General features: G+C 56.4%; 20 protein-coding genes. 13 read left to right on the top strand and 7 right to left on the bottom strand.

Translation table 11 applies throughout. The annotated features are described in order from the left end of the window. Positions 1–201 precede the first annotated feature (201 nt). Genes ACSQ13_RS01820 through ACSQ13_RS01805 form a run of 4 tightly spaced genes read left to right on the top strand, consistent with a single transcriptional unit; the run spans position 202 to position 5,013 of the window. Entirely contained in the window at positions 202–1,854 is a 1,653-nt protein-coding gene (locus ACSQ13_RS01820) for a glucan biosynthesis protein (protein WP_295512334.1), read from the top strand. After that, entirely contained in the window at positions 1,851–2,066 is a 216-nt protein-coding gene (locus ACSQ13_RS01815; protein WP_295512336.1) for a hypothetical protein, read from the top strand. The genes ACSQ13_RS01820 and ACSQ13_RS01815 overlap by 4 nt, the downstream gene beginning before the upstream one ends. Before the next feature lie 3 nt (positions 2,067–2,069). Further along, the gene (gene mdoH, locus ACSQ13_RS01810) at positions 2,070–3,869 is read left to right on the top strand and encodes a glucans biosynthesis glucosyltransferase MdoH (RefSeq protein ID WP_295512338.1); all 1,800 of its coding nucleotides are present in this window, start codon (positions 2,070–2,072) and stop codon (positions 3,867–3,869) included. A gap of 13 nt (positions 3,870–3,882) precedes the next feature. Next, complete coding sequence (locus tag ACSQ13_RS01805) at positions 3,883–5,013, top strand: OpgC family protein (RefSeq protein ID WP_176248739.1); 1,131 nt, start codon at positions 3,883–3,885, stop codon at positions 5,011–5,013. A gap of 5 nt (positions 5,014–5,018) precedes the next feature. Here the strand turns inward: ACSQ13_RS01805 and ACSQ13_RS01800 are convergent, their stop codons facing one another. Further along, the gene (locus tag ACSQ13_RS01800; RefSeq protein WP_295512339.1) at positions 5,019–6,905 is read right to left on the bottom strand and encodes an FAD-dependent monooxygenase; all 1,887 of its coding nucleotides are present in this window, start codon (positions 6,903–6,905) and stop codon (positions 5,019–5,021) included. 94 nt (positions 6,906–6,999) lie between these two features. On the opposite strand from ACSQ13_RS01800, the gene ACSQ13_RS01795 reads away from it, so the two are divergent. The 5 genes from ACSQ13_RS01795 (at position 7,000) to ACSQ13_RS01775 (ending at position 11,917) form a co-directional block, all read left to right on the top strand. Further along, positions 7,000–7,443 carry a MarR family winged helix-turn-helix transcriptional regulator gene (locus tag ACSQ13_RS01795; protein ID WP_176248741.1) on the top strand — a complete coding sequence of 148 codons (444 nt, stop codon included), beginning with the start codon at positions 7,000–7,002 and terminating at the stop codon, positions 7,441–7,443. A 43-nt stretch (positions 7,444–7,486) separates the two neighbouring features. Further along, positions 7,487–8,767: a flavin-dependent oxidoreductase gene (locus ACSQ13_RS01790; RefSeq protein WP_295512340.1), complete on the top strand. Its 1,281-nt coding sequence runs from the start codon at positions 7,487–7,489 to the stop codon at positions 8,765–8,767. Positions 8,768–8,886: 119 nt separating this feature from the next. After that, the gene (locus ACSQ13_RS01785; RefSeq protein ID WP_176248743.1) at positions 8,887–9,648 is read left to right on the top strand and encodes an SDR family NAD(P)-dependent oxidoreductase; all 762 of its coding nucleotides are present in this window, start codon (positions 8,887–8,889) and stop codon (positions 9,646–9,648) included. Between the two features lie 24 nt (positions 9,649–9,672). Then, positions 9,673–10,833: an acetyl-CoA C-acetyltransferase gene (locus ACSQ13_RS01780; RefSeq protein ID WP_295512342.1), complete on the top strand. Its 1,161-nt coding sequence runs from the start codon at positions 9,673–9,675 to the stop codon at positions 10,831–10,833. A gap of 106 nt (positions 10,834–10,939) precedes the next feature. After that, a complete protein-coding gene (locus ACSQ13_RS01775; RefSeq protein ID WP_295512343.1) occupies positions 10,940–11,917 on the top strand; it encodes an NAD(P)H-dependent flavin oxidoreductase in 978 nt (325 codons plus the stop codon). A 55-nt stretch (positions 11,918–11,972) separates the two neighbouring features. Here ACSQ13_RS01775 and ACSQ13_RS01770 read toward each other — a convergent pair whose 3' ends face one another. The 4 genes from ACSQ13_RS01770 to ACSQ13_RS01755 are packed head-to-tail and all read right to left on the bottom strand — an operon-like array spanning position 11,973 to position 15,971. Continuing rightward, entirely contained in the window at positions 11,973–12,731 is a 759-nt protein-coding gene (locus ACSQ13_RS01770) for a proteasome-type protease (RefSeq protein ID WP_295512344.1), read from the bottom strand. Between the two features lie 57 nt (positions 12,732–12,788). Then, positions 12,789–13,586 carry a transglutaminase family protein gene (locus ACSQ13_RS01765; RefSeq protein WP_295512345.1) on the bottom strand — a complete coding sequence of 266 codons (798 nt, stop codon included), beginning with the start codon at positions 13,584–13,586 and terminating at the stop codon, positions 12,789–12,791. A gap of 11 nt (positions 13,587–13,597) precedes the next feature. Next, complete coding sequence (locus ACSQ13_RS01760) at positions 13,598–14,539, bottom strand: alpha-E domain-containing protein (protein WP_176248667.1); 942 nt, start codon at positions 14,537–14,539, stop codon at positions 13,598–13,600. 4 nt (positions 14,540–14,543) lie between these two features. After that, positions 14,544–15,971, bottom strand: a complete 1,428-nt coding sequence (locus ACSQ13_RS01755; RefSeq protein ID WP_176248668.1) for a circularly permuted type 2 ATP-grasp protein — start codon at positions 15,969–15,971, stop codon at positions 14,544–14,546. Between the two features lie 158 nt (positions 15,972–16,129). Between ACSQ13_RS01755 and ACSQ13_RS01750 the strand changes: the two genes are divergently transcribed. The 4 genes from ACSQ13_RS01750 (at position 16,130) to ACSQ13_RS01735 (ending at position 22,780) form a co-directional block, all read left to right on the top strand. Next, on the top strand, positions 16,130–17,695 hold the full coding sequence (locus ACSQ13_RS01750; protein WP_176248669.1) for a gamma-glutamyltransferase family protein: 1,566 nt from the start codon (positions 16,130–16,132) through the stop codon (positions 17,693–17,695). 19 nt (positions 17,696–17,714) lie between these two features. Further along, positions 17,715–19,007, top strand: a complete 1,293-nt coding sequence (locus tag ACSQ13_RS01745; RefSeq protein WP_176248670.1) for a glycerate kinase type-2 family protein — start codon at positions 17,715–17,717, stop codon at positions 19,005–19,007. 53 nt (positions 19,008–19,060) lie between these two features. Next, the gene (locus ACSQ13_RS01740) at positions 19,061–22,336 is read left to right on the top strand and encodes a CHASE domain-containing protein (RefSeq protein WP_295512349.1); all 3,276 of its coding nucleotides are present in this window, start codon (positions 19,061–19,063) and stop codon (positions 22,334–22,336) included. A gap of 81 nt (positions 22,337–22,417) precedes the next feature. Next, on the top strand, positions 22,418–22,780 hold the full coding sequence (locus ACSQ13_RS01735) for a response regulator (RefSeq protein ID WP_176248671.1): 363 nt from the start codon (positions 22,418–22,420) through the stop codon (positions 22,778–22,780). A gap of 1 nt (position 22,781) precedes the next feature. On the opposite strand, the gene ACSQ13_RS01730 is transcribed toward ACSQ13_RS01735, so the two are convergent. Continuing rightward, on the bottom strand, positions 22,782–23,180 hold the full coding sequence (locus ACSQ13_RS01730) for an Hpt domain-containing protein (protein WP_435988104.1): 399 nt from the start codon (positions 23,178–23,180) through the stop codon (positions 22,782–22,784). Then, entirely contained in the window at positions 23,156–24,139 is a 984-nt protein-coding gene (locus ACSQ13_RS01725) for a response regulator (protein WP_176248673.1), read from the bottom strand. Before ACSQ13_RS01725 ends, ACSQ13_RS01730 begins: the two co-directional genes overlap by 25 nt. Between the last annotated feature and the right edge of the window lie 78 nt (positions 24,140–24,217).

Genomic DNA, 24,217 nt, shown 5'->3' with positions numbered 1-24,217 from the left:
CAAAAAAGCCGCAAGCGAGCTAAGACCTGCCAGTTTACGCGGGGGTCTCCTGCGAAAACTCGCCTGTTCTCAAGCGGTTCGGCATATTTATGTGGCGGTGCAGCGAAACCGGACATATTGGGTCACAGACCATGCATTCTCCCCGCGACTCAGTCGTTTGTGCAGGGTACCAGCCTTCTTCAATTTAGTTATTGGGTTTCAATGTCTATAAAATCCAGGTCTTCGAAAACGGGCCTCCTGCATCCCAGCCGCCGGGCTGTCTTGGGCGCTCTCTCCAGTTCTGTTGCCGCTGTCGCTTTTACGCACGGTGCTTTTGCGCAGGATGATGTAACGCGTGTTTCACCAGCGCAGCAGGGCGCGGTTGAAACACAATCCCCCGCCATTGCTGCCCCGCTGCCGTTTTCCTTTGACTGGCTTGATGCACGCATGAAAGAGGCGGCGCAGGCAGAATATGTTGCACCATCCGATGCCCCCGAAGTCATCGCTGACCTTGATTACGATGACTACCGCAAGATCCAGTTTGACCCGAAACGTGCCCGTTGGGCGGATAATGGGGTGTTGTTCCACCTGCACGCGTTCCATCCCGGCTGGCTGTACAAACAAACCGTCGCCGTTCACGAAGTGGTCGATGGAATTCAAACCCCGATGGAATTTTCGACCGACGATTTCCTGTATTATGACGACCTTGCCCCGCGCGTGCCGCAGCATGTCCCGTTACCGGGTGTGGCCGGGTTTCGCCTGAATACCCCCCTGAACCGGGCTGATATGTTTGATGAACTGGTCGCCTTTGCCGGGGCGTCCTATTTCAGGGCATTGGCGCGCAACAGCAGCTACGGTCTTTCGGCGCGTGGTCTTGCGATCAACACCGGGCTTGGCGGCGAAGAGGAATTTCCCCGCTTTACCGCGTTCTGGCTTGAACGCCCGAATGCAGGCCAGGAAGACGTTGTGATGTATGCGTCGCTTGACAGCCCGTCATGCACCGGTGCGTACAAGTTTGTCATTCGACCCGGGGCGGAGACGACCATTGATGTCACCGCCAAGCTGCATTTTCGCAAGGACGTGGAACAGTTGGGTGTCGCTGCGCTGACCTCGATGTTCCTGTTTGATGAAAAGAACAGTGATACCTTCGATGATTACCGACCGCAGGTTCATGACAGCAACGCCTTGATGGTGGTGCGGACGGATGGAGATGTGTTGTGGCGCCCGCTGAACAACCCGCCCCGTCTGGGCAGTACCTATCTTAACGAACCCAACCTCAAATCATTTGGCCTGATCCAGCGGGACCGCGATTTTACCGATTACCAAGACGCCGGTGCGCAGTATCACGACCGCCCTTCGGTATTGATTGAACCGCAAGGGGATTGGGGTGTTGGCGCGATCCGTCTGGTCGAGATCCCTTCGGACCTTGAGGGTAACGACAATATCGTCAGCTTTTGGGTGCCGTCCGAAATGCCGCGCGCAGGCGAAAGCCGCGACTATTCCTATCGGTTGCGGTGGGGTACGCTTGGCACCAACCGTGACGGTGATCGTGCATGGATTGTCAGCACGCTCGCAGGCAAGGGCGGGACATCAGGCGTGTCCGGCACCAAGGAATCGCTGCGCAAATTTGTCATCGATTTTGACGGCGGCTTGATGGCCGATCTGCCCGCAGACGCCAAGATGGAACCCGTTGTCACCTTGTCACGGGGCAAGATCCAGCATATCGCCCTGTCCAAAATCGAAAACACCACCAAGTGGCGGTTGGTTATTGATGTAGATGGCGAAAACGAGCGTCTGGTGGAGCTTGTCGCCCATGTGGCCGGTTATGGCCGCAAGTTGACCGAAACCTGGATTTACCAATGGATGCGCCCATGACGACCCAACGCTCAGGTGCCCTGATGTCCGATATTTCTGTGGGTGAAAGCCGCACCGCGCTGATTTTGCGCGACGTGGCTTTGCCGGATGCGCCCATGGTCATGCCTCAACAGGTGATCGAAATGGCACATATTGCCGTGACAGAGACCAAGCTGCGGCGGTTTCTGGCTGGTGTGATCCAAAGCTTCGGCCCCGCGGCGCGCGGCCGCTAAGAGATGAATACCAAGACGTCCCCAGGCGGCGTGCTTTCGGCACGTGTCTTTGCATTGGTTGTCAGCATTGGCCTTGGGGCCGGTGCCGCTGCGCTGTTTTTGCAGTTTGGCGCGGCTGACGGTTATCAATGGGTCGATGGTGTCCGGTCTGCTTTGGTGTTTATCACAACATTCTGGCTGGCATGGGGTGCCGTGCAATCGGTCGAGGGATTGGTCGCCAGCCGCAGACCCGCCCCGCCGATGACTACGCCGATTACCACCCGCACTGCGATTTTGATGCCCGTCTATAACGAAGACCCCGCCGCGGTCTTTGCGCGGGTGGCAGCTATGGATGAGGCGATTGCACGACATGGTCTGACGGAACATTTCGATTTTGCCATTCTGTCAGACACCCAAAATGATCAATTGGGCGCGGAGGAAGAACGCTGGTTCGTGCATCTGTGGGACGACCGCGCCCAAGATGCCCGCAAGGCGCAGGGCAAAGCCGTGCGGTTCTTTTACCGCCGCCGCCGCCGCAACACGGGGCGCAAGGCGGGCAATATCCAGGACTTCTTTGAAACGTCTGGGGCGAATTACGATTTTGCCCTTATTCTGGATGCTGATAGTTTGATGGATGGGGCCACTATGGCCGAAATGGTCCGCCGGATGCAGGCCGACCCGAAACTGGGCCTGCTGCAAACCCTGCCACGGATCATCAACGCGCATTCCCGGTTTGGCCGCGCGATGCAATTCGCCGCCGGATTCTATTCGCCTGTCTTTGCCCAGGGTCAGGCGGCGATGCAGGGGTCGACAGGCGCATTCTGGGGGCACAATGCGCTGGTTCGGGTGCGTGCCTTTGCCGAAAGCTGTGCCTTGCCCGAACTGTCCGGCCCGCCGCCTTTCGGGGGGCATATCCTGAGCCATGATTATGTCGAAGCCGCGCTTTTGGCGCGGGCGGGCTGGTCGGTGCGCGTCGATCCCGACCTTGACGGTTCCTTTGAGGAGGGGCCGGAAAATATGATCGATTTTGCCAAACGGGATCGGCGCTGGTGTCAGGGAAACCTGCAACATATCCGCGTGATTTCTGCGCCCGGGCTGAAAGCATGGTCACGGTTCGCGTTTTTCCAAGGCATCCTGAGCTATATCGCACCGCTGTTTTGGATGATGTTTCTTGCATCGAACCTGTATGCCACCGCGACGGCACCCGAACCGGATTTCTTTCCCGAACCGTTCCAGTTGTTTCCCGTCTTTCCGTCCGACCAGACATCAAAGGCGGTCGGTGTGGCGGTGGGGGTGTTCGGGCTTTTGGTGCTGCCCAAGGTGTTGATCTTGCTGGATGCGGTGTTGCGCGGGCGGGTGGCGCAATTTGGCGGTGCAGTGATTGCAATGCGCGGGATGCTGCGTGAATTGTTGCTGTCGTCGATCAACGCGCCGATCATGCTGATGTGGCAAACACGCGCGGTGTTGCAGGTGCTGTCGGGGCGTGACGGGGGCTGGCCTGCGCAGACCCGCGGTGACGGCCGGCTGACGCTGATCGAAGCCTTTGCGGCTGGTTGGTGGATTCAGCTTTGGGGGATCGGGGTGATCTTCCTGACGCATGTTTTTGCCTCTGACCTTATGTTGTGGGTCTTGCCGATCGGTATTCCGTTGCTGTTGGCCCCGCTCGTGATCTGGCTCAGCTCGCACCCCTCGGACGGGCCGGTGTTTCTGACACCCGAAGAAGCCGCGCTGCCGCAGGTGGTCGCGGATCATCAGCGGATCATGGGCAAATGGTTGGACAGATCAGCCGCATCCCTTGCCCCTGCCGCACAAATTTCTGCCTGAACGGTCTGGATCTATGCCTCACACAAACCTTTCTGCGTCTTCGCGCGATCCGCGTCTCGATTTCTTTCGCGGGCTGGCGCTGGTGATGATTTTCATCAACCACGTTCCCGGCAACCCGCTGGAGCCGTTTACCAACCGGAATTTCGGCTTTTCCGATGCCGCCGAAGGGTTCGTTTTCATGTCCGGTATGGCGGCAGGTCTGGCCTATCCGATGGCGTTTGTCCGTTTGCCGCTGTGGCGTGCAGTTGCCAAATGCTGGGGGCGGGCCTGGACGCTGTATTCGGTGCATCTGGTGATTACGATGATCAGTTTGGCGATCATGATGGGCGCTGCCTATTGGTTTGGTGCCGAACAAATGTGGGAGGTCAACAATGTCGCCCCATGGATCGGCGCGCCCGTTCAGGCGACCATTGGCATCGCGACCTTGGGGCATCAATTCGGGTATTTAAACATCCTTCCCATGTACGCCGCGCTGTTGTTGATGACGCCGGTCATGATCCTGATCGCACAACGGAGCATGTGGATCATGCTGGCGGCGTCGTTCCTGTTATGGATCATGACCGGCGAAATGCGGCTGAACATTCCTGCATTCCCGAACGAAGGCGGGTGGTTCTTTAACCCCTTTGCATGGCAGTTTCTGTTCGCCATCGGTCTGGGTGCCGGAATGCGGTTGAAAGACGGGCAGCGCCTTGTTCCGGATGTGGGCTGGGCGAAATGGGGGTCTTTGGCGGTTTTGATTCTTGCGCTGGCGTGGGTGAAAATCGAAAGCGTGCAGCTTCTCGGGCGCGGCGGGCTGGGGCATCTGCGTGACGTCGGTTTCCCGTTTTATATCGCGGATTTCGACAAGACCTTTCTTGCCGCCCCGCGGTTGCTGCATATTCTGGCGCTGGTCTATTTCCTGTCGACCCAAAGCTGGGTCACGCGCCTGTCTGCCAGCCGCTGGGTCTGGCCGATCGAATTGATGGGGCGTTTCGGTCTGGCCTGTTTTGCACTGGGGACGGTTTTGTCGATCCTTGGCCAGTCGATCAAAGCGGCGCTGATCAATGATCCCTGGATATTTGACATGAGCTTTGTTTTTGCCGGGCTTGCCCTGCAAATGGTGTTTGCCCGTATCAAATGGCAGTTGGCACAAAAACCGGCCTGACGGGGTTAGTTCCCCGTATGTGGTTTTAGAACAGACGCGAAAAAGCGTGTGATTCCATCATGTGCGTCCAGTGGCAGAATTTGGGCGATGTATTGATCCGGTCGGACAATCGCGATGCAGCCGTGTTTCCGGTCAATCCCGCGCATGTCAAAGATGTCTGCGGAAGGGTCGGCGCTGAACGTCTTTTCATAATCCGTGAGCCCGTATTTGCCTTTCTTCGGTAAAAGCAAGGGCGGAAGGCTGCGCAGGTTCAGATCACGGTGGGGGGCTTGATAGATCGCCCTGACATCAATCACTGAATCACTGTCTGCCCCAGCGGGGGTCGCCCAAGTCAAAGGCGAGATATCAGAGCCTAAATAGCCACATAGGATCGTTAGATCGTGATCTTGCCCGGCAAAGGCGAGAATGCGCCAGCGGCCATCGGCCTTGAGCATGTGACCCAGTTGCACCGTCTTGGCATCGGCAATGCGGATCACGGGGGCAGAGTGAAACCGCATCCCTACCGTCAGACCGGTCGCCAGACTTTGGTGCCGCGCATCCCCGACCACCAGCGACGGTGCGTAATGCACGGATGTTCCAGCGGTGAAACGGCCCTGCTTTTGGAAGTAGCGCTGGAATTCAGCCGGATCAACAGTGTCTTCCTGCGTGGTATTGCCGGAAGCGGGGCGGGCGCTGAACATCTTGGCAAAGGCGCGATCAAAATCGATCAGCTCTTGCGCGATGGCCTGGCGTTCGGCTGAATAGCTGCGCAGGATCGTCGGATCAGACTGCCCGCGCAGGACGGCCGCTATTTTCCAACCCAGATTGAACGCATCCCCCATGGACACGTTCATGCCTTGGCCCGCCTTGGGGCTGTGGGTGTGGCCCGCGTCACCCGCGATAAATACCCTCGGGTTCGTGTCTGTTTCAGCATCATCAAACTGATCGCACAGCCGTTGACCGATCTCGTAAACCGACCACCAAGCGACCTGTTTCACGTCAAGCGTATAGGGGGCCATGATCCGGCGGGCTGCTGCGATCAGTTGCGGTTCGGTGATGCCCTTTTGCGAGACCCGTTCGTCGGCATTCAGTTTGTCCAGCTCGATATACATGCGCACCATGTAGCCGCCTTCGCGCGGGATAATCAGAACCGACCCTTCGGAGGCGGAATGGATCACGGATTTAAGTCGAATGTCGGGAAAGTCGGTTTCCACAAGCACATCCATCACGCCCCATGCCTGATTGGCCGCATCGCCCACAAGGTCACGCCCGATTGCGTGGCGCACCCCGCTGCGGGCACCATCACACCCAATGACATAGCGCGTTTGGATGGTTTCGGTGACAGGCTGGGCCCCGCTTGGCGCGTGTTCGATGGTAACTGTGACGGGGAAATCAGCACTGTCATCGCGGGTCAGCCCGATGAATTTGCGGTCGTAATGCGGTTCAAGCCGTCGCGGGCCTTGCCGCATCACATCTAGATAAAAGTCATGCACCCGCGCCTGGCTTAGGATCACATGGGGCATTTCGGACAAACCTTGTTCGGTGTCTTCGATGCGGCCACTGCGGGCGATATGATTGGGGTGCGTGACATCGGGTTTCCAGAATGTCGTCTCGTTCACCCAATAGGCTTCGCGCAGCACATATTCGGCAAATCCGAAGGCCTCGAACATCTCGACCGACCGGCAGGCGATCCCGTCAGCCTGACCGATCTGCAAGGGCCCGGATTTCTGGTCGATGATGCAGGTGGAGATATCAGCGAAAGCGGATAATTGCGCAGCAAGGGTCAGGCCAGCAGGGCCGCACCCGACGATCAACACATCGACCTGAGCAGGGGGCGTCGCGGGATGGCCTGCGCCGACGGGTTCGGCGACATGAGGGTTGCCGGGGTGAAAGCCGTTCAGGTGGTACTGCATATGCCGCTCCAATCTAATATGTATACTTATCATATAGGGGCTTTGCGCGGCAGTGTCAATTTGGTAAGTATGCTTATTACCAAAGAGGTGGCACATGTCCCTGAGCCTAATGCCCGGCCATTTGATCCGGCGGTTACACCAAATTTCGACGGCGGCATTTGCCGATCACCTGAAAGCGGCAGGGATCGACATGACCTCGGTTCAGTTCGCGGCCTTGCACACCATCTGCGACACGCCGGGGGTTGATCAGGCCACGCTCGCGCTGCGCATTGCCTATGACCGCGCAACCATCGGGGGGGTCGTCGACCGGTTGGAGCGTAAAGGCTGGGTGACCCGCACCGTGAACCCCGACGACAAGCGCGCGAGACAGGTTGCGCTCACCAAGGAGGGGCAGGACGTGTTGCGCAAAGTCACCCCGATTGTCACCGCCTTGCAGGACGATATTCTGGGCGGGCTGTCTGATGCCGAACGCGCACAGTTTGTCGCGCTGGCCAGCAAGGCGGTTCGCCTGCAGGACGGGTTTGACCCATCGCGATGATCTGCTAACAGATCGTAACTTTTGTACAAAGGCGGTAAATACAATGTCCCAACCTCATGTTCTGATTGCCGGTGGTGGCATTGGCGGGCTGGCGCTTGCCTTGACCCTTGACCAAATCGGGGTGCGCAGCACCGTGTTTGAATCGGTCCGCGAATTGAAACCTCTGGGCGTCGGGATCAACATTCAACCCAATGCCGTGCGCGAATTGTTTGATCTGGGGATCACGGCTGCCGATCTGGACAAAGTCGGACTGCCCGCGCGGGAATGGGCCTTGGTTGGTCAGCAGGGGCAGGAAATATACGCAGAACCCCGCGGCACCGAAGCGGGCTATAACTGGCCCCAATACGCGGTGCATCGCGGCAAGCTGCATATGATGCTGTACGACACGCTGATTGCCCGGGCGGGCAAGGATGCGGTGCAATTGGGGGCAAAGGTTACCGGATACAGTCAGAACGCTGATGGCACAGTCGCCGCTCAGATCACCCGTGCCGACGGGCGCGAGGCTGTGGAAACGGGCACATTGCTGATCGGCGCAGATGGTATTCATTCGGCGATCCGCGCGCAGATGCACCCCGATCAGCCGCCGATCCACTGGGGCGGTGCCTTGATGTGGCGCGGCACAACACGGGCGAAACCCAGCCGGACGGGATCGTCCTTTATCGGGTTGGGTACACATCTGCAAAGGATGGTGATTTATCCGATCTCGGATGTTGATGATCAGGGCTTTGCCGACATCAACTGGATCGCCGAAGTCACCTTTGATGAAACCGAAGACCGCAAAAGCGGCTGGTACAAGCCTGCCAAGGTGTCCGATTTCAGCCACCATTTCGAAGGGTGGACCTATGATTGGCTTGACGTGCCTGCGTTGTTGCAAGGTGCCGAAATCGCCTATGAAAACCCGATGATCGACCGTGACCCTGTGGATACATGGGTTGATGGGGGCGTTGCCTTGATGGGCGATGCGGCCCATGCGATGTATCCAACGGGGTCGAACGGGGCCAGTCAGGCAATCATTGATGCGCGCACCATCGGGGCGATGATGTTGCAACATGGTGTGACCCCGGCGGCGTTGAAAGCCTATGATGACGCGCTGTGTGCGCCGGTGTCAGAGCTGATCTTGCGCAACCGTGGTTCGGGTCCGTTTGGTTTGCTGAATATGGTGAACGATCGCTGTGGCGGAGAGTTTACAGATATCAACGATGTCGTGTCGCTTGAGGAACGCAATGCTTTCATGGCCCGCTACAAAGCAGCGGCCGGTTTTGCGATAGAACAGTTGAACAACGCGGAACCGACAATCGCGCAGGGGGCAAAGGTAACGGGCTGACGGCCTTAGCGTTATTCTGCACCTTTCTGCCTTTTGGATTGAATTCCCCGACAGCCCGCGCAACATTCCCCTGAATCTGAAATATGCGGGCCATGCGGCCCGCCAAGGGGGGACTGCACATGCAACTTCAAGGACAAGCGGCGATTGTAACCGGGGGTGCCTCGGGCCTGGGCGGGGCGACAGCCGAAATGCTGGCCAAGGCCGGTGCCAAAGTCGCGATTTTTGACATGAACGCCGAGATGGGCGAAGCCAAAGCCGCCGAAATCGGTGGAAAATTCTTCAAGGTGAACGTGACGGATGAAAATGCTGTCGCCACTGCGATTGCAGATGCCGAAGGTGTGCATGGCAAGGCGCGTATCTTGGTGAACTGCGCGGGCATCGGGCCACCAGCCAAAGTTGTCAGCCGCGAAGGCGACGCGCTGCCGTTGGAAAGCTTTGCAGGGGTGATCAACGTCAACCTGTTGGGGTCGTTCAACGTTTTGTCGAAATTTGCCGCCGCATTGCACAAGGCCGACCCGATTGGCGAAGAGCGTGGCGTTATCATCAACACCGCATCTGTTGCGGCATTTGACGGGCAGATCGGGCAGGCTGCTTATGCTGCGTCCAAGGGCGGTATTGTCGGGATGACCCTGCCAATCGCCCGCGAATTGGCGCGCTATGGCATTCGCGTGATGACCATTGCGCCGGGCCTGTTCCTGACGCCGCTTCTGGCCAGCTTGCCTGAAGAAGCGCAAGTTTCCTTGGGTGCGCAAGTGCCGTTCCCCAGCCGTTTGGGGGATCCTTCGGAATACGCCAAAATGGTCGGTGCAATTATCGACAACCCGATGCTGAACGGCGAAACGATCCGCCTTGATGGCGCGATCCGCATGGCACCGAAATAACCATTTTCCGGGAGGGGAAAACCTATGGCTAATGCATATATCGTTGAAACGGTCCGGACTGCTGGCGGACGGCGCGGGGGGGCTTTGCGTGATTGGCACCCTGCAAATCTGGGGGCCGAGGTGCTGAATGCACTGGTTGCGCGCAGTGGCATTGATGGGGCGGCGATTGACGATGTGATCGTCGGGTGTGTGACCCAGGCGGGTGAACAGTCTTTTGCCTTTGGGCGCAACTGTGTGCTGGCGTCGAACCTGCCGCAATCGGTGCCGGCCGTCACGATCGACCGTCAATGCGGCAGTTCACAGCAAGCGGTGCAATTTGCTGCGCAAGCTGTGATGTCGGGGACCCAAGATGTTGTCGTGGCGATGGGTGTCGAAAGCATGACGCGTGTGCCGATGATGTCGAACGTGACATTGCATGCCAAGGCGGGATTGGGCGAGGGGCCCTTTAGCGACCGTATCGCAGAACGCTTTGGCACCAAGAATTTCAGCCAGTTTATCGGGGCCGAGATGATTGCGCAAAAGCACGGCTTTAACCGCGAAGAACTGGACAGCTTTGCCTTGGAAAGCCACCATCGGGCAACTGCTGCCCGCGATGCCGGGGCGTTTGATGCTGAAATCGTGCCGCTTGCAATCGAAGGCGGGATGCATACCCGCGACGAAGGTATCCGCGATGATGCAACGTTAGAGTCTATTTCGAACGTAAAACTGTTGGACCCGAACGGCATGATATCGGCTGCGAACGCCTCGCAGATTTGCGATGGGGCGGCGGGTGTGCTGGTCGTGTCCGAGGCAGCATTGAAGAAATATAACCTGACCCCCAAGGCGCGGATCGTGAACCTAACCGTGACTGCCGGTGATCCGGTTATCATGCTCGAAGAACCGCTGCCTGCCACCGACCGTGCTTTGGAACGCGCCGGCATGAAGATCGACGACATTGACCTGTTCGAAGTCAACGAAGCTTTTGCGCCGGTTCCGATGGCGTGGCTCAAGCACACCGGGGCGGACCCTGAAAAGCTGAACGTAAATGGCGGCGCGATTGCGCTTGGCCATCCGTTGGGTGCGTCGGGTGCGCGGTTGATGACGACGCTGGTGCACAGCCTTCATGCGCAGGGCAAGAAATACGGCCTGCAAACCATGTGCGAGGGTGGTGGTATCGCTAACGTCACCATCATCGAGGCTGTTTAGAGCCTGAAACGTCAGAGGCGGGGGGTGACGGACGCAACGTTTGTCATTCCCTAATCTGCCGCGCCCTGACAAGTTACAGGCAAAAGAACACTTCCCGGAGGAAACCATGACGCTACCTGCTCTTTTCGACACTCTGCGTATTCCGCTGATTGGCAGCCCGCTGTTCATCATTTCAAACCCTGATCTGGTGATCGCACAATGTAAGGCGGGGATCGTCGGCAGTTTTCCCGCGCTGAACGCCCGCGAAGCCGACGGCGAACCGATCGAGCTGGACCGATGGTTGACCCGCATCAAGGAAGAGTTGGACCGCCATAACCAGGCGAACCCAGATACCCCGGCAGCGCCCTATGCGGTGAACCAGATCGTGCATAGATCCAACGCGCGACTGGAACGCGATGTCGAGATTTGCGTGAAACACGAAGTGCCGTTGTGGATCACGTCCCTGGGCGCGCAGAACTGGCTGAACGATGCGGCGCATGGTGCGGGTGGCGTGGTGTTGCATGACGTCATCAACAACCGCTTTGCTCACAAGGCGATTGAAAAAGGTGCCGATGGTCTGATCGCTGTGGCGGCCGGGGCAGGGGGGCACGCGGGTGCGTTGTCGCCGCTCGCGTTGGTTCAGGAAATTCGCGAATGGTTCAACGGGCCGCTGTTTTTGTCGGGTGCGATTGCACGCGGTGACAGCATTTTGGCGGCGCAAGCCATGGGTGCCGATGGCGGCTATGCCGGATCGGCGTTTATTGCCACGACAGAGGCAAACGCAGACGAGCGGTACAAGCAGATGATCGCGGATTCAGGGGCGTCCGATATCGTCTATTCCGATCTGTTCACGGGCGTTTGGGGTAACTATCTGAAACCGTCTATCGAGGCGCAGGGCATGGACCCCGACAACCTTGAACGGTCCGATCCGTCGAATATGGATTTCGGGGCCGACCGTCAAAAGCCCAAAAGCTGGAAAGAGATTTGGGGCGCGGGCCAAGGGATCGGTGCGGTGAAATCTGTCATGCCGGCAGCCGATGTGGTGGAACGCTTTGCCACTGAATACGCGGCTGCGCGCAAGCGCCTGTGCGAGCAAACTGCCTAAGCGCCTGCTTGGAAACAAAGGGACTGCCGCGGTCAAGACTGCGGCAGTTTTTCGTTTAGCTGTCGGTTGTGCGTTTGCCGGATTCAATATCGTAGGAAGGCAACGTCTGGAACGCCGATTTCAACGCATCGCCCCAACCTTTTGAAATCGACTGATACATCGGGTCTTCGGATTCGATGCGGGTCTTGCTTGCGACCTCGAAGGTGTTGTTTTCATAAGTCTGCACATCAATGGGCAGCCCGACCGACAAATTCGCCTTGAGCGTTGAATCAAACGACACCAACAGCAGTTTCACGGCATCTTGCAGGCTCATATCCGGCTCGTAGGCGCGCACAAGGATCGGTTTGCCGTATTTGGTTTCACCAATCTGGAAAAAAGGCGTATCTTCGGTAATCTCGATGAAATTGCCTTCGGGATAGACCAGAAACAGGGTGGGCATGCCGCCTTGGATTTGACCGCCGACGATTACGGTCGCTTGAAAGCTGGCCGCCGACATCTGGCCTTTGCTTTGCACGTCGAGAATGACCTCGCGCAGGGTTTGACCGACCAGCCGTGCAACCTGAAACATGGTTGGCGCACGTAGAATGCTGGGGTCACGTTCCATCGCGATCTTAGAGCGTTCTTCCAACAGGCTGATCAGCGATTGCGTTGTGGCAAGGTTGCCTGCCGTCATGATCGTGATCAGGCGTTCGCCGGGAACCTGAAAGGTAAACATCTTGCGGGTGGTGGAAAAGTTGTCGACGCCCGCGTTGGTGCGGGTATCTGACATAAAGACCAGCCCTTGTTCTAAGCGAAGTGCAACGCAGTAGGTCATCGTATGGATATCCGTTTGATTGATCGCTTGGGACGTACCGCAAGCTGTTGGCCCGCTTTACTGCTGGACCTGCAGATTTACAATCATCGTTTCTGCGGCACTGCCGACGCGCATCCCCGAAAAAGGTGCCGCGTCGTGGTAATCGCGCCCGACGGCCAGTCGAACATAGCGTTCATCGGGGGATTGCGCATTTGATACGTCAAAGCCGACCCAACCCAACCCTTCGACATAGGCTTCGGCCCAGGCGTGGCTTGCCTCTTGGTCGATTTGACCATTCAGCATCAGATAGCCGCTGACATAGCGCGCGGGAATCCCGCCAGCGCGCGCCGCCGCAATAAAGATATGTGCGTGATCCTGGCAAACGCCTGTGCCACCTTGCATCGCTTCCTCTGCGGTGGTCACGACATAGGTGCCGTCTTTGCCATATCTGACCCGTTCCGCGATCATGCGCGACAAGGCGTGCAGACGGTTCAGGATATTTTCGTGGCTTTCGCTTTCAGCAGCAAGCTCGGTAATCGCGTCGCCTGCTGCGGTCAGGGGTGTTTGCTGACTGAAATACCACAGCGGCGGGCCGCTTTTGGGCAGCGGGATGATACCTGCGGTGTCGGTCGTCTCGACTGAACCGGCGGCAGTGATGGTGATAGACTGGCCCCCTGCATCGACGTTGATCAGATGCACGGTGTTGCCGTGGTGATCGATATAAGAGGCTTCGATCATGCCGCCTTTGACCGTGATCTTCCAATCCAGGGTTTTCTGACAATCCAGCACCTGGGGTGTCAGGCGTACCTGCTGCAAGGCATACTCCACCGGCTGATCGTAGTTGTATTCGGTGGTGTGGCTGATCTGGAGTAACATATCTGGGCAGCCTATTTGTTGAACCTGAAATCGGTTTCGATCTGCAATCCAAGGGCATTGTTCTTGCCGATGAACTCGCTGATGAATTCGTGCAGGCCATCCTCAAAGATCGTGGCGATGTCACGTGATTTCATTTCTTTTTTCAGTTTCTTTGCCATGTCGTTACAAGGCACACGGACGTTGTAATCTTCGGCCAGGGCTTCCAGTTGGTCTTCGACCTGGCTCACGCAGAACAGCAAGGATCGAGGCAGGCGACGGTCAAGGATCAGAAAATCGGCAATCGCCGAGGCGGTCATGTCGCCTTGATTAAGCCAGCGAAACGACCGGTGCGCAGATACGGACCGCAACACGGTTTCCCATTGCACGTTATCCAGCGAAGACCCGACAAATTTGACCGATGGCAGCAGCGTGTAATATTTAACGTCGATAATGCGGGCGGTGTTGTCGGCCCGTTCAATAAACGTTCCGATGCGTGAAAAATCGTAGATATCATTGCGCAGCATCGTACCGTGCAAGGCCCCCCGCACCAGTGCCGAATGCTGGCGAATGGTGGCAAGGGCAGCGGGCAAATCCTTTTCCTGCACGGGGGTTTGCAACAATTCGGTCAGGACCATCCAGTTTTCGTTCACGGCCTCCCAGACTTCGGTGGTCAGCGCGGTCCGCACCAGACGCGCGTTATCACGGGCTGCTTTGCTGACCGACAGGACACTGGACGGGTTGCGCGTGTCGCGCAGCAGATAATCGATGACTTCGCGGGCGGCATAGTGATCGTAAACTTGGTCATATCCCGTGCGCACACCGGATGTCGTGACAACAGATTTCCATTCGGATTCACTGTCGGTGGATCGGGTAAGCGCCATGCGAAAGCCGGCTTCGACCATGCGTGCGGTGTTTTCGCCGCGTTCCAGCAGCCGGAACATCCAATACAGACCCCCTGCGGTTTTGCCTAGCATTGTGCTACTCCTCCAAAACCCAAGTGTCTTTGGTCCCGCCGCCCTGGCTTGAGTTGACCACCAGCGACCCTTCTTGCAACGCAACGCGCGTCAGCCCGCCCGGTGTAATTTCGATCCCCTTGGGGGACACCAGCACATAGGGTCGCAGATCAACGTGGCGCGGGGCAAGCCCGCCATCGGTAAAGATCGGCACGGTCGAAAGCGATAGCGTCGGTTGTGCGATATAGTTGCTGGGGCGTGCGCGCAGTTTTGCGGCAAAGTCCTCAAGCTCTTGTTTGCTGGCGGCAGGGCCAACCAACATGCCATAGCCGCCTGAGCCGTGCACCTCTTTGACCACCAGATCCTTGAGGTTATCGAGCGTATATTTCAACGCATCGGGTTCGGCGCAGCGATAGGTTTCGACGTTCTTCAGGATTGCCTTTTCGCCGGTGTAGAATTCGATGATTTCGGGCATGTAGGAGTAGATCGCCTTGTCATCGGCAATACCGGCACCGGGTGCGTTGGCAATCGTGATGCCGCCTGCACGGTAGATATCCATGATGCCGGGCACGCCCAACATGCTTTCCGGGTTAAAGTTCAGCGGATCAAGATATTCGTCGTCGATCCGGCGGTACAGCACATCAACAGGTTCATACCCCAGCGTCGTGCGCATGGCGATCCGGCCATCGACGACGCGCAGATCATGGCCTTCGACCAGTTCAACGCCCATTTGATCGGCAAGGAATGAATGTTCGAAATAGGCCGAGTTATGAATGCCCGGCGTCAAAACGGCGACACGCGGCTTGCCGGTACAAGCAGGCGGGGCACTGTCGCACAAGGCGCGGTGGAGGCTGTCAGGGTATGTGCTGACCGGCTTGACCCGCACGCGGCTGAAAAGTTCAGGGAACATTTGCAGCATCGTTTCGCGGTTTTCCAGCATATAGGATACGCCTGACGGGGTGCGGGCATTGTCCTCGAGCACGAAAAACTCGTCTGGTCCGGTGCGCACGATATCGGTGCCGACAATGTGGGTATAGACCTTGCCGGGGGGGCTGAAGCCCATCATCTGCGGCAAGAACGCCTCGTTTTTGGCAACGAGTTCATAGGGCACGACGCCCGCGCGCAAGATCTCTTGGCGGTTATAGACGTCGTGAATAAAGGCGTTGATTGCGGTGACCCGCTGCGCAATGCCTTTTGACAGCTTTGCCCATTCGCGTTCCGCGATGATGCGTGGCACCAGATCGAAGGGGATCAACCGTTCTTGGGCTTCGGCCTGACCATAGACGTTAAAGGTGATCCCGCTGCGGCGAAAGAAGGTTTCGGCCTCTTGCGATTTGCGCGTCAGATGGGCCGGGTCTTGCTCCTCGAACCATTTGCTATAGCCAGCATAAGGGGCCGTGACCGTATCCGGCCCGGCAATCATTTCGTCAAAAAATTGTTTGTTTTTTTCCATATATCAACGTTACGGCGCATTTCAGGAACCACAAGGGACATTTGCAAAACACTCCTTGGGATGTGATTTCGTGTGATGAAATGTGCCCAATATTTAGGCGGGAAATTTATGCCACTTATCCACTTGCGTCTTGGTCAGTTCCGGTCGCAGGATAGGGCATGAATTATGACACTCCTTATGATATTCGCCGTGGTCCTTTGCTGGCCCGCAATGTTGTTGCAACATCGCAACCTTTGGCAGCCCAAGCCGGGCTTTCCATGCTGTATAAAGGCGGGAATGCTGTTGATGCGGCCCTAGCTGCGGCGATTGCGCTGACTGTTGTTGAACCTTCCGGGAATGGCCTTGGCAGCGATGGTTTTGCAATTCTGTGGGACGGGGATGCGCTGCATGGTTTGAATGCGTCGGGCAGATCACCCGCCGGATTGACCGCGACCGAAGTAACAGAGCGCGGCTGGGGCAGCGTCACGGTGCCGGGGGCTGTTTCGGCCTGGGTTGCGCTGTCGGATCGTTTTGGCGCGTTGCCGTTCGAGACCCTGTTTGGCCCTGCAATAGACTATGCTGAAAACGGGTTTCCCGTGTCGCCGATCATCGCGCGGCTGTGGGAAATGGCGGGCAAGACATTGGGCCAGCAGCCCGGTTTTGCAGACTGCTTTTTACCCGGTGGCCGCGCGCCCAAGGCGGGTGAGATTTTCCGAAACCCCGCGCAGGCGAAATCGCTGCGGCTGATTGCCCAGACCAAGGGCGCGGCGTTTTATACCGGCGAACTGGCCGAGAAGATTGTGGCAGATGCCGCGCGGCACGGGTCTGCTTTGTCGATGTCCGATATGGCGGATCACAGCGTCGATTGGTGCGGCACCTTGCATCAGGATTACGCAGGCGTTGCCTTGCATGAAATTCCGCCAAACGGGCAGGGGATCGCGGCGCTGGCAGCACTTGGGATTCTGGATCATTTCGATCTGGCAAGCCATGCTCCCGACAGCCCGCAGGCGCTGCATTTGCAGATCGAAGCCATCAAGCTTGGCCTCGCCGATGCCGAGGCTTTTGTTGCCGACCCCGCGCATATGGATGTCACGCCAAGCGAGATGTTGAACCCCGCGTATCTGGCGCGGCGGGCCGCGGAAATTGACCCTAACAAGGCGAAAATGGCAGTTGAGGGCGCGCCGAAACATGGTGGCACTGTCTATATCACAGCGGCAGATGCGTCGGGTATGATGGTGTCGTTGATCCAGTCGAACTATATGGGGTTCGGATCGGGTGTTGTTGTGCCTGATACAGGGATCAGCCTGCAAAACCGTGGCGCAGGGTTTGTGACGACACCCGGTCATGCAAACCAGATCGGTCCCGGCAAACGGCCCTTCCAAACGATCATTCCGGGTTTTGTGATGCAAGAGGGCGCACCGTTGATGAGCTTTGGCGTCATGGGTGGCCCGATGCAGGCGCAGGGTCATGTGCAAATGGTCACGCGGATGATGGTGCACGGTCAATCACCCCAAGCCGCTAGTGACGCGCCACGCTGGCGTTTCGTGACGGGGCTGGAGGTGGCCGTTGAAAGCACCATGCCGGATGAGACAGTTGCCGCATTGGAAGCCATGGGCCACAAAATCACCCGCGAGGCACCCGACAACGCCTTTGGGTTTGGCGGTGCGCAACTGATCGCGCGGCAGGGTGATGGATATGTGGCTGGATCAGACCATCGCAAAGACGGCTGCGCTGTCGGCTTTTAAGCAAGTTTAGAGACGTTTTATGACCCTTCCCGACCCTGAGGCGCTGCTGCGCAGTTTGTTCGACACCGCTGTCGAAGTGGCTGATCCCATGCAAAGTCTGGCACGGTTCTTGCCTGCACGACCCGCAGGTCGGGTTGTTGTCATCGGGGCGGGCAAGGCCAGCGCGCGCATGGCCGAGGCCGTGGAGGCCGAATGGGGCCCTTGCGAGGGTCTGGTCATTACCCGCTACGGCTATGCCCGGCCTTGTCAGGGAATTGAGATCGTCGAGGCGGCGCACCCTGTGCCCGATCAGGCAGGGGTCGTCGCGACCCAAAGGATGCTGGCCTTGCTGGATGGATTGGGCGAGGACGATTTCGTGCTTGCGCTGATTTCTGGCGGCGCGTCGGCGTTGCTGGTGGCACCCTTGGGCGATATCACCCTTGCCGAAAAGCAGGCGGTGAACCAAGGGCTGTTGGCGTCTGGTGCGCCGATCCAGCAAATGAATGTGGTGCGCAAACACCTGTCGCAGGTCAAAGGCGGGCAACTGGCGGCGGCGGCTTATCCGGCTGCAATGCTGGCGCTGATGATTTCCGATGTTCCGGGCGACGATATGGCGATGATCGGGTCGGGGCCGACCGTCGGGGATGCAAGCACGGTTGCGGATGCGCAGGCCATTCTGGACCGTTGGAAGATCGTTGTACCTGCCTCTGTCAGTGCGGCCCTGTCAAAGGGATCACAGGTGATTAAGCCGGATGATCTGCGACTGTCACGGGTGACCAACCAGATTTACGCTGCACCAAAGCAATCGTTGGATGCGGCCGAAACGCTTGCCCAGTCCTTGGATTTGCAGGTTGTCCGTTTGGGCAATGACCTAGAAGGGGAGGCCCGTGATGTTGCAACCGAACACGCAAAGCTTGCCCTTGCCACGCAAGCAGCCATGAAACCGGGTGACCAACCCGTGTTGATGTTGTCAGGCGGAGAGTTGACGGTCACACGGCGCGGGGACGGGATCGGCGGGCCAAACGCCGAATATTGCCTTGCCCTGGCGTTGGCCTTGGGCGGTGCTGCAGATATTTGGGCGCTGGCCTGTGATACGGACGGGGTCGATGGTGCAGACGAAGTGGCCGGGGCGTGCATCGGGCCTGCCACGTTACGCAAGGCCAAAGAGGCGGATGTTGACCCGGAATTGGCGCTGGCGAGGAATGATGCCCATCGGTTTTTCAAAACGGCGGGCGGTCAGATCGTTACCGGGCCGACCCTGACGAACGTTAATGATTTCCGCGCCATGCTGGTCTTTCCCAAAAGCACGCAAAACTGGGACGAAACGCAATAAGTAAAATTGTTTCGCCTTTCGCCACAATCCCTGCGGGCAAGGAGGCTTTTTGGTTGTTTGAGAAAAAAACACAACCTATAAACGAATTTGGTGTTTCTCCTATCCCGAGCCTTAAGTGCGGCAGGCATGGGCATGATTTTGAATGGATTTGTTGGTTGTTCAAGCGTCTCGATATCCTTCTTGTTGTATTTTGCATTTTCGTGACTTTGGGAGTGTTCGCAGAAAGTCGACGCATCGGCCAAGTCGCGGCACATGCTGAATTTCAGCGGCTGACAGAAGACGGGCTTCAGGCGCTGAAGACCCGATTGGATATTTACCTGCAAAGCCTGAATGGCGCTGCGGGGATGCTGCATGCATCAGAAAATATCGAGTCAGATGATTTTGAAATCTTTGCCAGCACCATTGATATAAAAAATTCACTACCTGGTATTAACGGCATCGGTTTTATCGAGCTGGTTCCAAAAGACGAAGTCGCGGAATTTGTCGCGAAGATGCGTGCGGACGGGACGCCTGATTTTTCGGCGCATCCCGAAACCGACAGCGACGTAAAATACCTGATCAAATATATCGCGCCGGTTGATATTAACGCCCAAGCTGTCGGGTTGGATATCAGTTTCGAGGAAGGCCGCCGTGAAGCCGCCAATCGTGCCCGCGAAACGGGTTTGCCGCAGATCACGCCCCGGATTTTGTTGGTGCAAGATGAGACCGCACAGCCCGGTTTCCTTATTCTGAAGCCGTATTTTAGGGATGAAGAATTGCGCGGCTGGGTTTATGCGCCCTTTATCGGGCGTAATTTGATGGGAAATCTGAGCCCGGGATTGGAGAATTATTTCGACTTTCAAGTCTATGACGGGAACGCGGCTAACCCGGACACATTAATTTATGCCACCGAGCAGGAGCCTGATTCACAAGGTACTCAGGTTGCGAAATATTCTTTGGAGATATTTGGCCGACCTTGGACGCTTGAATACCAAAGCACGAAGTTTTTTGACACGTCGTTCAACTTGCGTGGACCGTATTTCATCTTGTTGGGCGGGCTGTTGTTATCCGTCATGTTGGCATTTGCGATGCGTGCGTTACGGGCCCGCAATGAAAGCCTGGCCGAGATCGCAGCACTGCGGGGCAAACAGATCAGTGCGCGAGAAGAAGAAAACAGGTCGCTCGTGGAAAATACGGTCGTTGCTGTGATTATCCTCGATGAAGATTTGAAAATCTTGTTCGCAAATCATGCCGCAACGACCTGCTTTGGCGGCGAGCGCGAAGGTCTAAGCGGACTGCCACTCAAGAATTTCGTCACTGAAATACCAAAAAGCGAGATGCAAAAAGGCTATAATGCATTGGGTCATACCCTTGAGGGGCGTGAACTGTATCTTGATCTTCAGACAAACCGCTGGGTCACCTTGAATGGAAAACGTCGCACAACAGTGATTGTTCGCGATGTAACTGCCAACGTTGAGGTGGTGGACGAACTGGCCGTAACAAAACAGCGGTTTGATGCGGCGCTGTCTGGCTCTCAGATCGGCGTGTTCGAAATAAACCTGAAGACCGGTACATCGGTGGTGTCGCATACGTGGCGGGATATCATGGGCGTTGATCAAGACGCCGAGGATCCGCAGGGCATCTTTATGAACCGGATTCATCCGGATGACCTTCCGATTTTGTTCGAGGTAGACCGGAAATGCATCAACGGAGAGACAGACCGGTCGATCTCGGAATACCGGATGGGGTTTGGGGACAGCTGGCGTTGGATGAAATCGGATGCTGTGGTCCTTGAGCGTGATGCCGATGGCAAAGCAGCGCGCATGGTCGGTACGCAAATCGACGTGACCGATCTGCGCCATGCGCGCAATGCGCTGGAGGCCAGCGAACAAAGGTTCCGTACCGTGCAAGAGGCCGCCCCCGTTGGTATGGCGACGCTCAACAATGGCGGATATTTTATTGGCGTGAATTCGGCCATGTGCGATCTGACTGGGTATTCCCGGGATGAGATGCTGAAGGATTTCAACCTGAGCAAGGTCATCCCAGAGAACGAGATGGGCGGATTGATTGATGCGGTTCAGGAGACGATGAAGTCTGGCATCCAAGATATTTTTCGCGGGGAGTTCCGGATACTTCACAAAGACGGGGGGCATCGCTGGGGTTTCTTTAACGTTACCTGGACGTTTGACAAGAATGCCGGATCTTATGTGTTTATCGCTCAAGTTATTGATATAACGGATAAAAAGAAGATCGACCAGATCAAGAGCGAATTTATCTCTACGGTTAGCCATGAATTGCGCACACCGCTGACCTCGATCAAGGGGGCGCTTGGCCTGATCGAGGTAGCCGCACGTGACAAACTGCCAGCTTCCTCGCTTCGCCTGATCGAGATTGCCCGGTCAAACTCGAACCGCCTGACCGACATTGTGAATGATATTCTGGACCTCGAAAAGATTTCGTCGGGCGAGATCAGCTTTAACATGGTCGAGGTCGACCTTGGGGAATTGATACGATCGTCACACAACGAAATGCTGCCATTCGCCGTGACCCACAAATCGACGTTAGTTGTCGAGCTTCCCGAGGAAGAGCTGCACGTTATCGCAGATTCGGGGCGCATGATGCAGGTAATGGCAAACCTGATTTCGAATGCATGCAAGTATTCTTATGATGGTACAGAGGTGAAGATCACTGTCGAAAAGCTGGACAAGGTCGCGATTGTCTATGTCCAGAACATTGGGAAAGGGGTGCCTGAATCGTTTAAAGGGCGCATTTTCCAGCGTTTTTCGCAAGCCGACGGATCAGACACACGTGCCAATGGCGGTACAGGGCTGGGTCTGAATATCAGCCGCCAGATCGTATGGCGTCAGGGTGGCGACATCGGATTTGAAAGCAAGCCGGATGGACCGACCGTATTCTGGTTTACTTGCCAGATCGTAGAACCCTCACGGAAACCGGCACCTCCTGCAATCAAACAGCTGCGGACTAAGAAAAATGAGCGGCTCAAGGTTTTGCATCTCGAAGACGATGAAGATTTTGCCGAAGTGATCCGCGCGGGTCTGAAGCCCTATGCGGACGTGCAAAACGTCACCCGCCTAAAGGATGTCAGAGCGATGTTGTCGGATGGTGGCCCTTGGGATGTCATCATTCTGGACTGGACCTTACCAGACGGGGACGCGGCGGTGTTGCTTAAGGAAATCGTTCAGCAACAACCAGATGCGCGGCTTGTCAGCCTATCATCCGATGGTGTGCGGGAAAAAGATGATCGGATCAGTGTCCATATCATCAAAGCTCAGGCAGATATGGACTACATCATCGAAAGTGTTATGGATTTTTCTCAGAAAGCAAGCTAATCAACCCAAACTAGAATCAAGGGTTGGTCTAGCGGACAGTTTCTGCATCAGGCAGAAGTATAGTCTTTACAAGGGGCAGGTATGATCAAACTTCTTCACGTAGAGGATGATGAAGCGATCCGTGAAATCGTTGAGCTATCGCTTGAGATGGCAGGCGGTTTCGAAGTCGTTCAACGCAAATGCGGCGAAGATGCGCTTTCACATGCGAATGATTTTACGCCCGATGTACTGCTACTGGATATGATGATGCCGGGAATGACCGGTCGTGAAACGCTGGAAAAACTTCGGGAACTGCCAGCATTTGCGGATATACCAGCGATCTTTATGACAGCACGTGCCCAAGCAAACGAGTTGGACGAATTGCGCCAGATCGGTGCGGTTACTGTGATCAGCAAGCCTTTTGATCCAATCACGCTGGGTGATCAGATCAAAGCTGTGTTTTAAACTAGGCCGACTGCGCAGTTTCGGGCTGTGCGGCGGTCAAAGTCTGGCAAAGCTGGACAAAATCGCTCATGTGATAAATCAACGCGCCGGGACAGATCGCCAGATCTGCATCGGCCCCGTTTAAATGGTCATCAATTTCTGTTTCCACCGTGCGCGCTTCCTGGCCCAGCTCTTCAAAGCCAAGCGACCCTGCGGTACCTGCGATTTGGTGGAGCAATGTCCGCGCACTGGCCAGGCTTCCGTTAATCTTCTCAAGCTCATCGCTTTCCCATGCGGTCAGCGCGTGTTCGGCAATGGAAACTTGACGTTCTCTTAATAACTCAAGGAAACGTGTGCGGATGCGTTCGATACCGGGTAATTCAAGTTTCTGATGGATCATGCTGTAAGTCCAATCTGCCAAACATTGTTCTGGTTTTTCTGATACGCAGCGCTGGCCGATTCAGCCGACGCATGTGCCGCTGATATTGCATCCATAACCGATGCGCTGGTTTTCCAGATCAATTTGATTGCTTCCCCTGCGCAAACCCGGGGCTCAATTCGCTGACCTTGATTGTCAAATAATTCAGTCTTGGCCGCAGTAAGGTTGATGCTATTTGCAAGGGCTCTGGTATCGGGGCACCAGCCACTTTCGGTGATGCAGATGAAAGTACCGTTCCCTGCATATGCCATCAGGAACTGACTGCCGCCAAGTGTATCGGAAATGATTTCACCCATGTCGACCAGTACCGAATAGAATTCAAACGGCGACATTGTTCGGTGAAACTCTTCGATTTTACGGATTGTAAACGCAAAGGCGGTGGAGCCAAACAAATCGTTGCGGCTAAGCTGCTGGATGTAGTTTTCGAGCGCCATGAAATCAATCAGGTTGTCGACATCGTAAATGGCCACTGGCTCATGCAGATTGATCGGCGGCGTGACCTTGTTATATTCTGGGCTTACTGCTTGGGTCGCAAATATTTTTCCAGTGCTGGCCTTGCGACGATCAAAGGCACGTTCAACGAGCGACAGGCGTGCCTTTAGCTCGGACATCTCGAACGGTTTGGTGACATAATCTGTTGCCCCGGCGGTAAAGGCAGCATCGATGTAGACCTTTTCAGACATGGCTGTGAGCATAAGAATGGGGGTGTCGGTGTAGGGTTCCATCGCGCGAATCTTGCCCGCAAGCGTGATGCCGTCAGTTCCCGGCATCTGAATATCAAGCAAAAAGCAATCGAATGGTGAACGGGCATTCGCTTGAATCACATCAATTGCTTCATCCGCACAAGAGGCTAAAACCACCTTGTGATCCGTCAACGTATCGATGAAATGCGCAAGCAGTTCAAGGATGATCGGATCGTCATCAACCGCAAGAATTTTCATTTATCTAGTCCCACGAAATATTAATCAACAAGACAACAGATGCTCGTTGAACTTGACAACAACTTGGAAGGGAAAGGT

The sequence above is a fragment of the Sulfitobacter sp. SH22 genome (assembly GCF_965641905.1).
GTDB lineage: Bacteria > Pseudomonadota > Alphaproteobacteria > Rhodobacterales > Rhodobacteraceae > Sulfitobacter.
Note: the sequence above shows the minus strand (reverse complement) of the source record. Positions and strands in the feature narration are given on the sequence as shown.

Excerpts from the sequence above, each read along its gene's own strand:
- ACSQ13_RS01770 (WP_295512344.1), bottom strand. The coding sequence starts at position 12,731 with ATGACCTACTGCGTTGCACTTCGCTTAGAACAAGGGCTGGTCTTTATG.
- ACSQ13_RS01755 (WP_176248668.1), bottom strand. The coding sequence starts at position 15,971 with ATGGAAAAAAACAAACAATTTTTTGACGAAATGATTGCCGGGCCGGAT.
- ACSQ13_RS01735 (WP_176248671.1), top strand. The coding sequence starts at position 22,418 with ATGATCAAACTTCTTCACGTAGAGGATGATGAAGCGATCCGTGAAATC.
- ACSQ13_RS01790 (WP_295512340.1), top strand. The coding sequence starts at position 7,487 with ATGTCCCAACCTCATGTTCTGATTGCCGGTGGTGGCATTGGCGGGCTG.
- ACSQ13_RS01780 (WP_295512342.1), top strand. The coding sequence starts at position 9,673 with ATGGCTAATGCATATATCGTTGAAACGGTCCGGACTGCTGGCGGACGG.
- ACSQ13_RS01820 (WP_295512334.1), top strand. The coding sequence starts at position 202 with ATGTCTATAAAATCCAGGTCTTCGAAAACGGGCCTCCTGCATCCCAGC.
- ACSQ13_RS01775 (WP_295512343.1), top strand. The coding sequence starts at position 10,940 with ATGACGCTACCTGCTCTTTTCGACACTCTGCGTATTCCGCTGATTGGC.
- ACSQ13_RS01725 (WP_176248673.1), bottom strand. The coding sequence starts at position 24,139 with ATGAAAATTCTTGCGGTTGATGACGATCCGATCATCCTTGAACTGCTT.
- ACSQ13_RS01785 (WP_176248743.1), top strand. The coding sequence starts at position 8,887 with ATGCAACTTCAAGGACAAGCGGCGATTGTAACCGGGGGTGCCTCGGGC.
- ACSQ13_RS01760 (WP_176248667.1), bottom strand. The coding sequence starts at position 14,539 with ATGCTAGGCAAAACCGCAGGGGGTCTGTATTGGATGTTCCGGCTGCTG.
- mdoH (WP_295512338.1), top strand. The coding sequence starts at position 2,070 with ATGAATACCAAGACGTCCCCAGGCGGCGTGCTTTCGGCACGTGTCTTT.
- ACSQ13_RS01795 (WP_176248741.1), top strand. The coding sequence starts at position 7,000 with ATGTCCCTGAGCCTAATGCCCGGCCATTTGATCCGGCGGTTACACCAA.
- ACSQ13_RS01805 (WP_176248739.1), top strand. The coding sequence starts at position 3,883 with ATGCCTCACACAAACCTTTCTGCGTCTTCGCGCGATCCGCGTCTCGAT.
- ACSQ13_RS01745 (WP_176248670.1), top strand. The coding sequence starts at position 17,715 with ATGACCCTTCCCGACCCTGAGGCGCTGCTGCGCAGTTTGTTCGACACC.
- ACSQ13_RS01765 (WP_295512345.1), bottom strand. The coding sequence starts at position 13,586 with ATGTTACTCCAGATCAGCCACACCACCGAATACAACTACGATCAGCCG.
- ACSQ13_RS01815 (WP_295512336.1), top strand. The coding sequence starts at position 1,851 with ATGACGACCCAACGCTCAGGTGCCCTGATGTCCGATATTTCTGTGGGT.
- ACSQ13_RS01800 (WP_295512339.1), bottom strand. The coding sequence starts at position 6,905 with ATGCAGTACCACCTGAACGGCTTTCACCCCGGCAACCCTCATGTCGCC.
- ACSQ13_RS01750 (WP_176248669.1), top strand. The coding sequence starts at position 16,130 with ATGAATTATGACACTCCTTATGATATTCGCCGTGGTCCTTTGCTGGCC.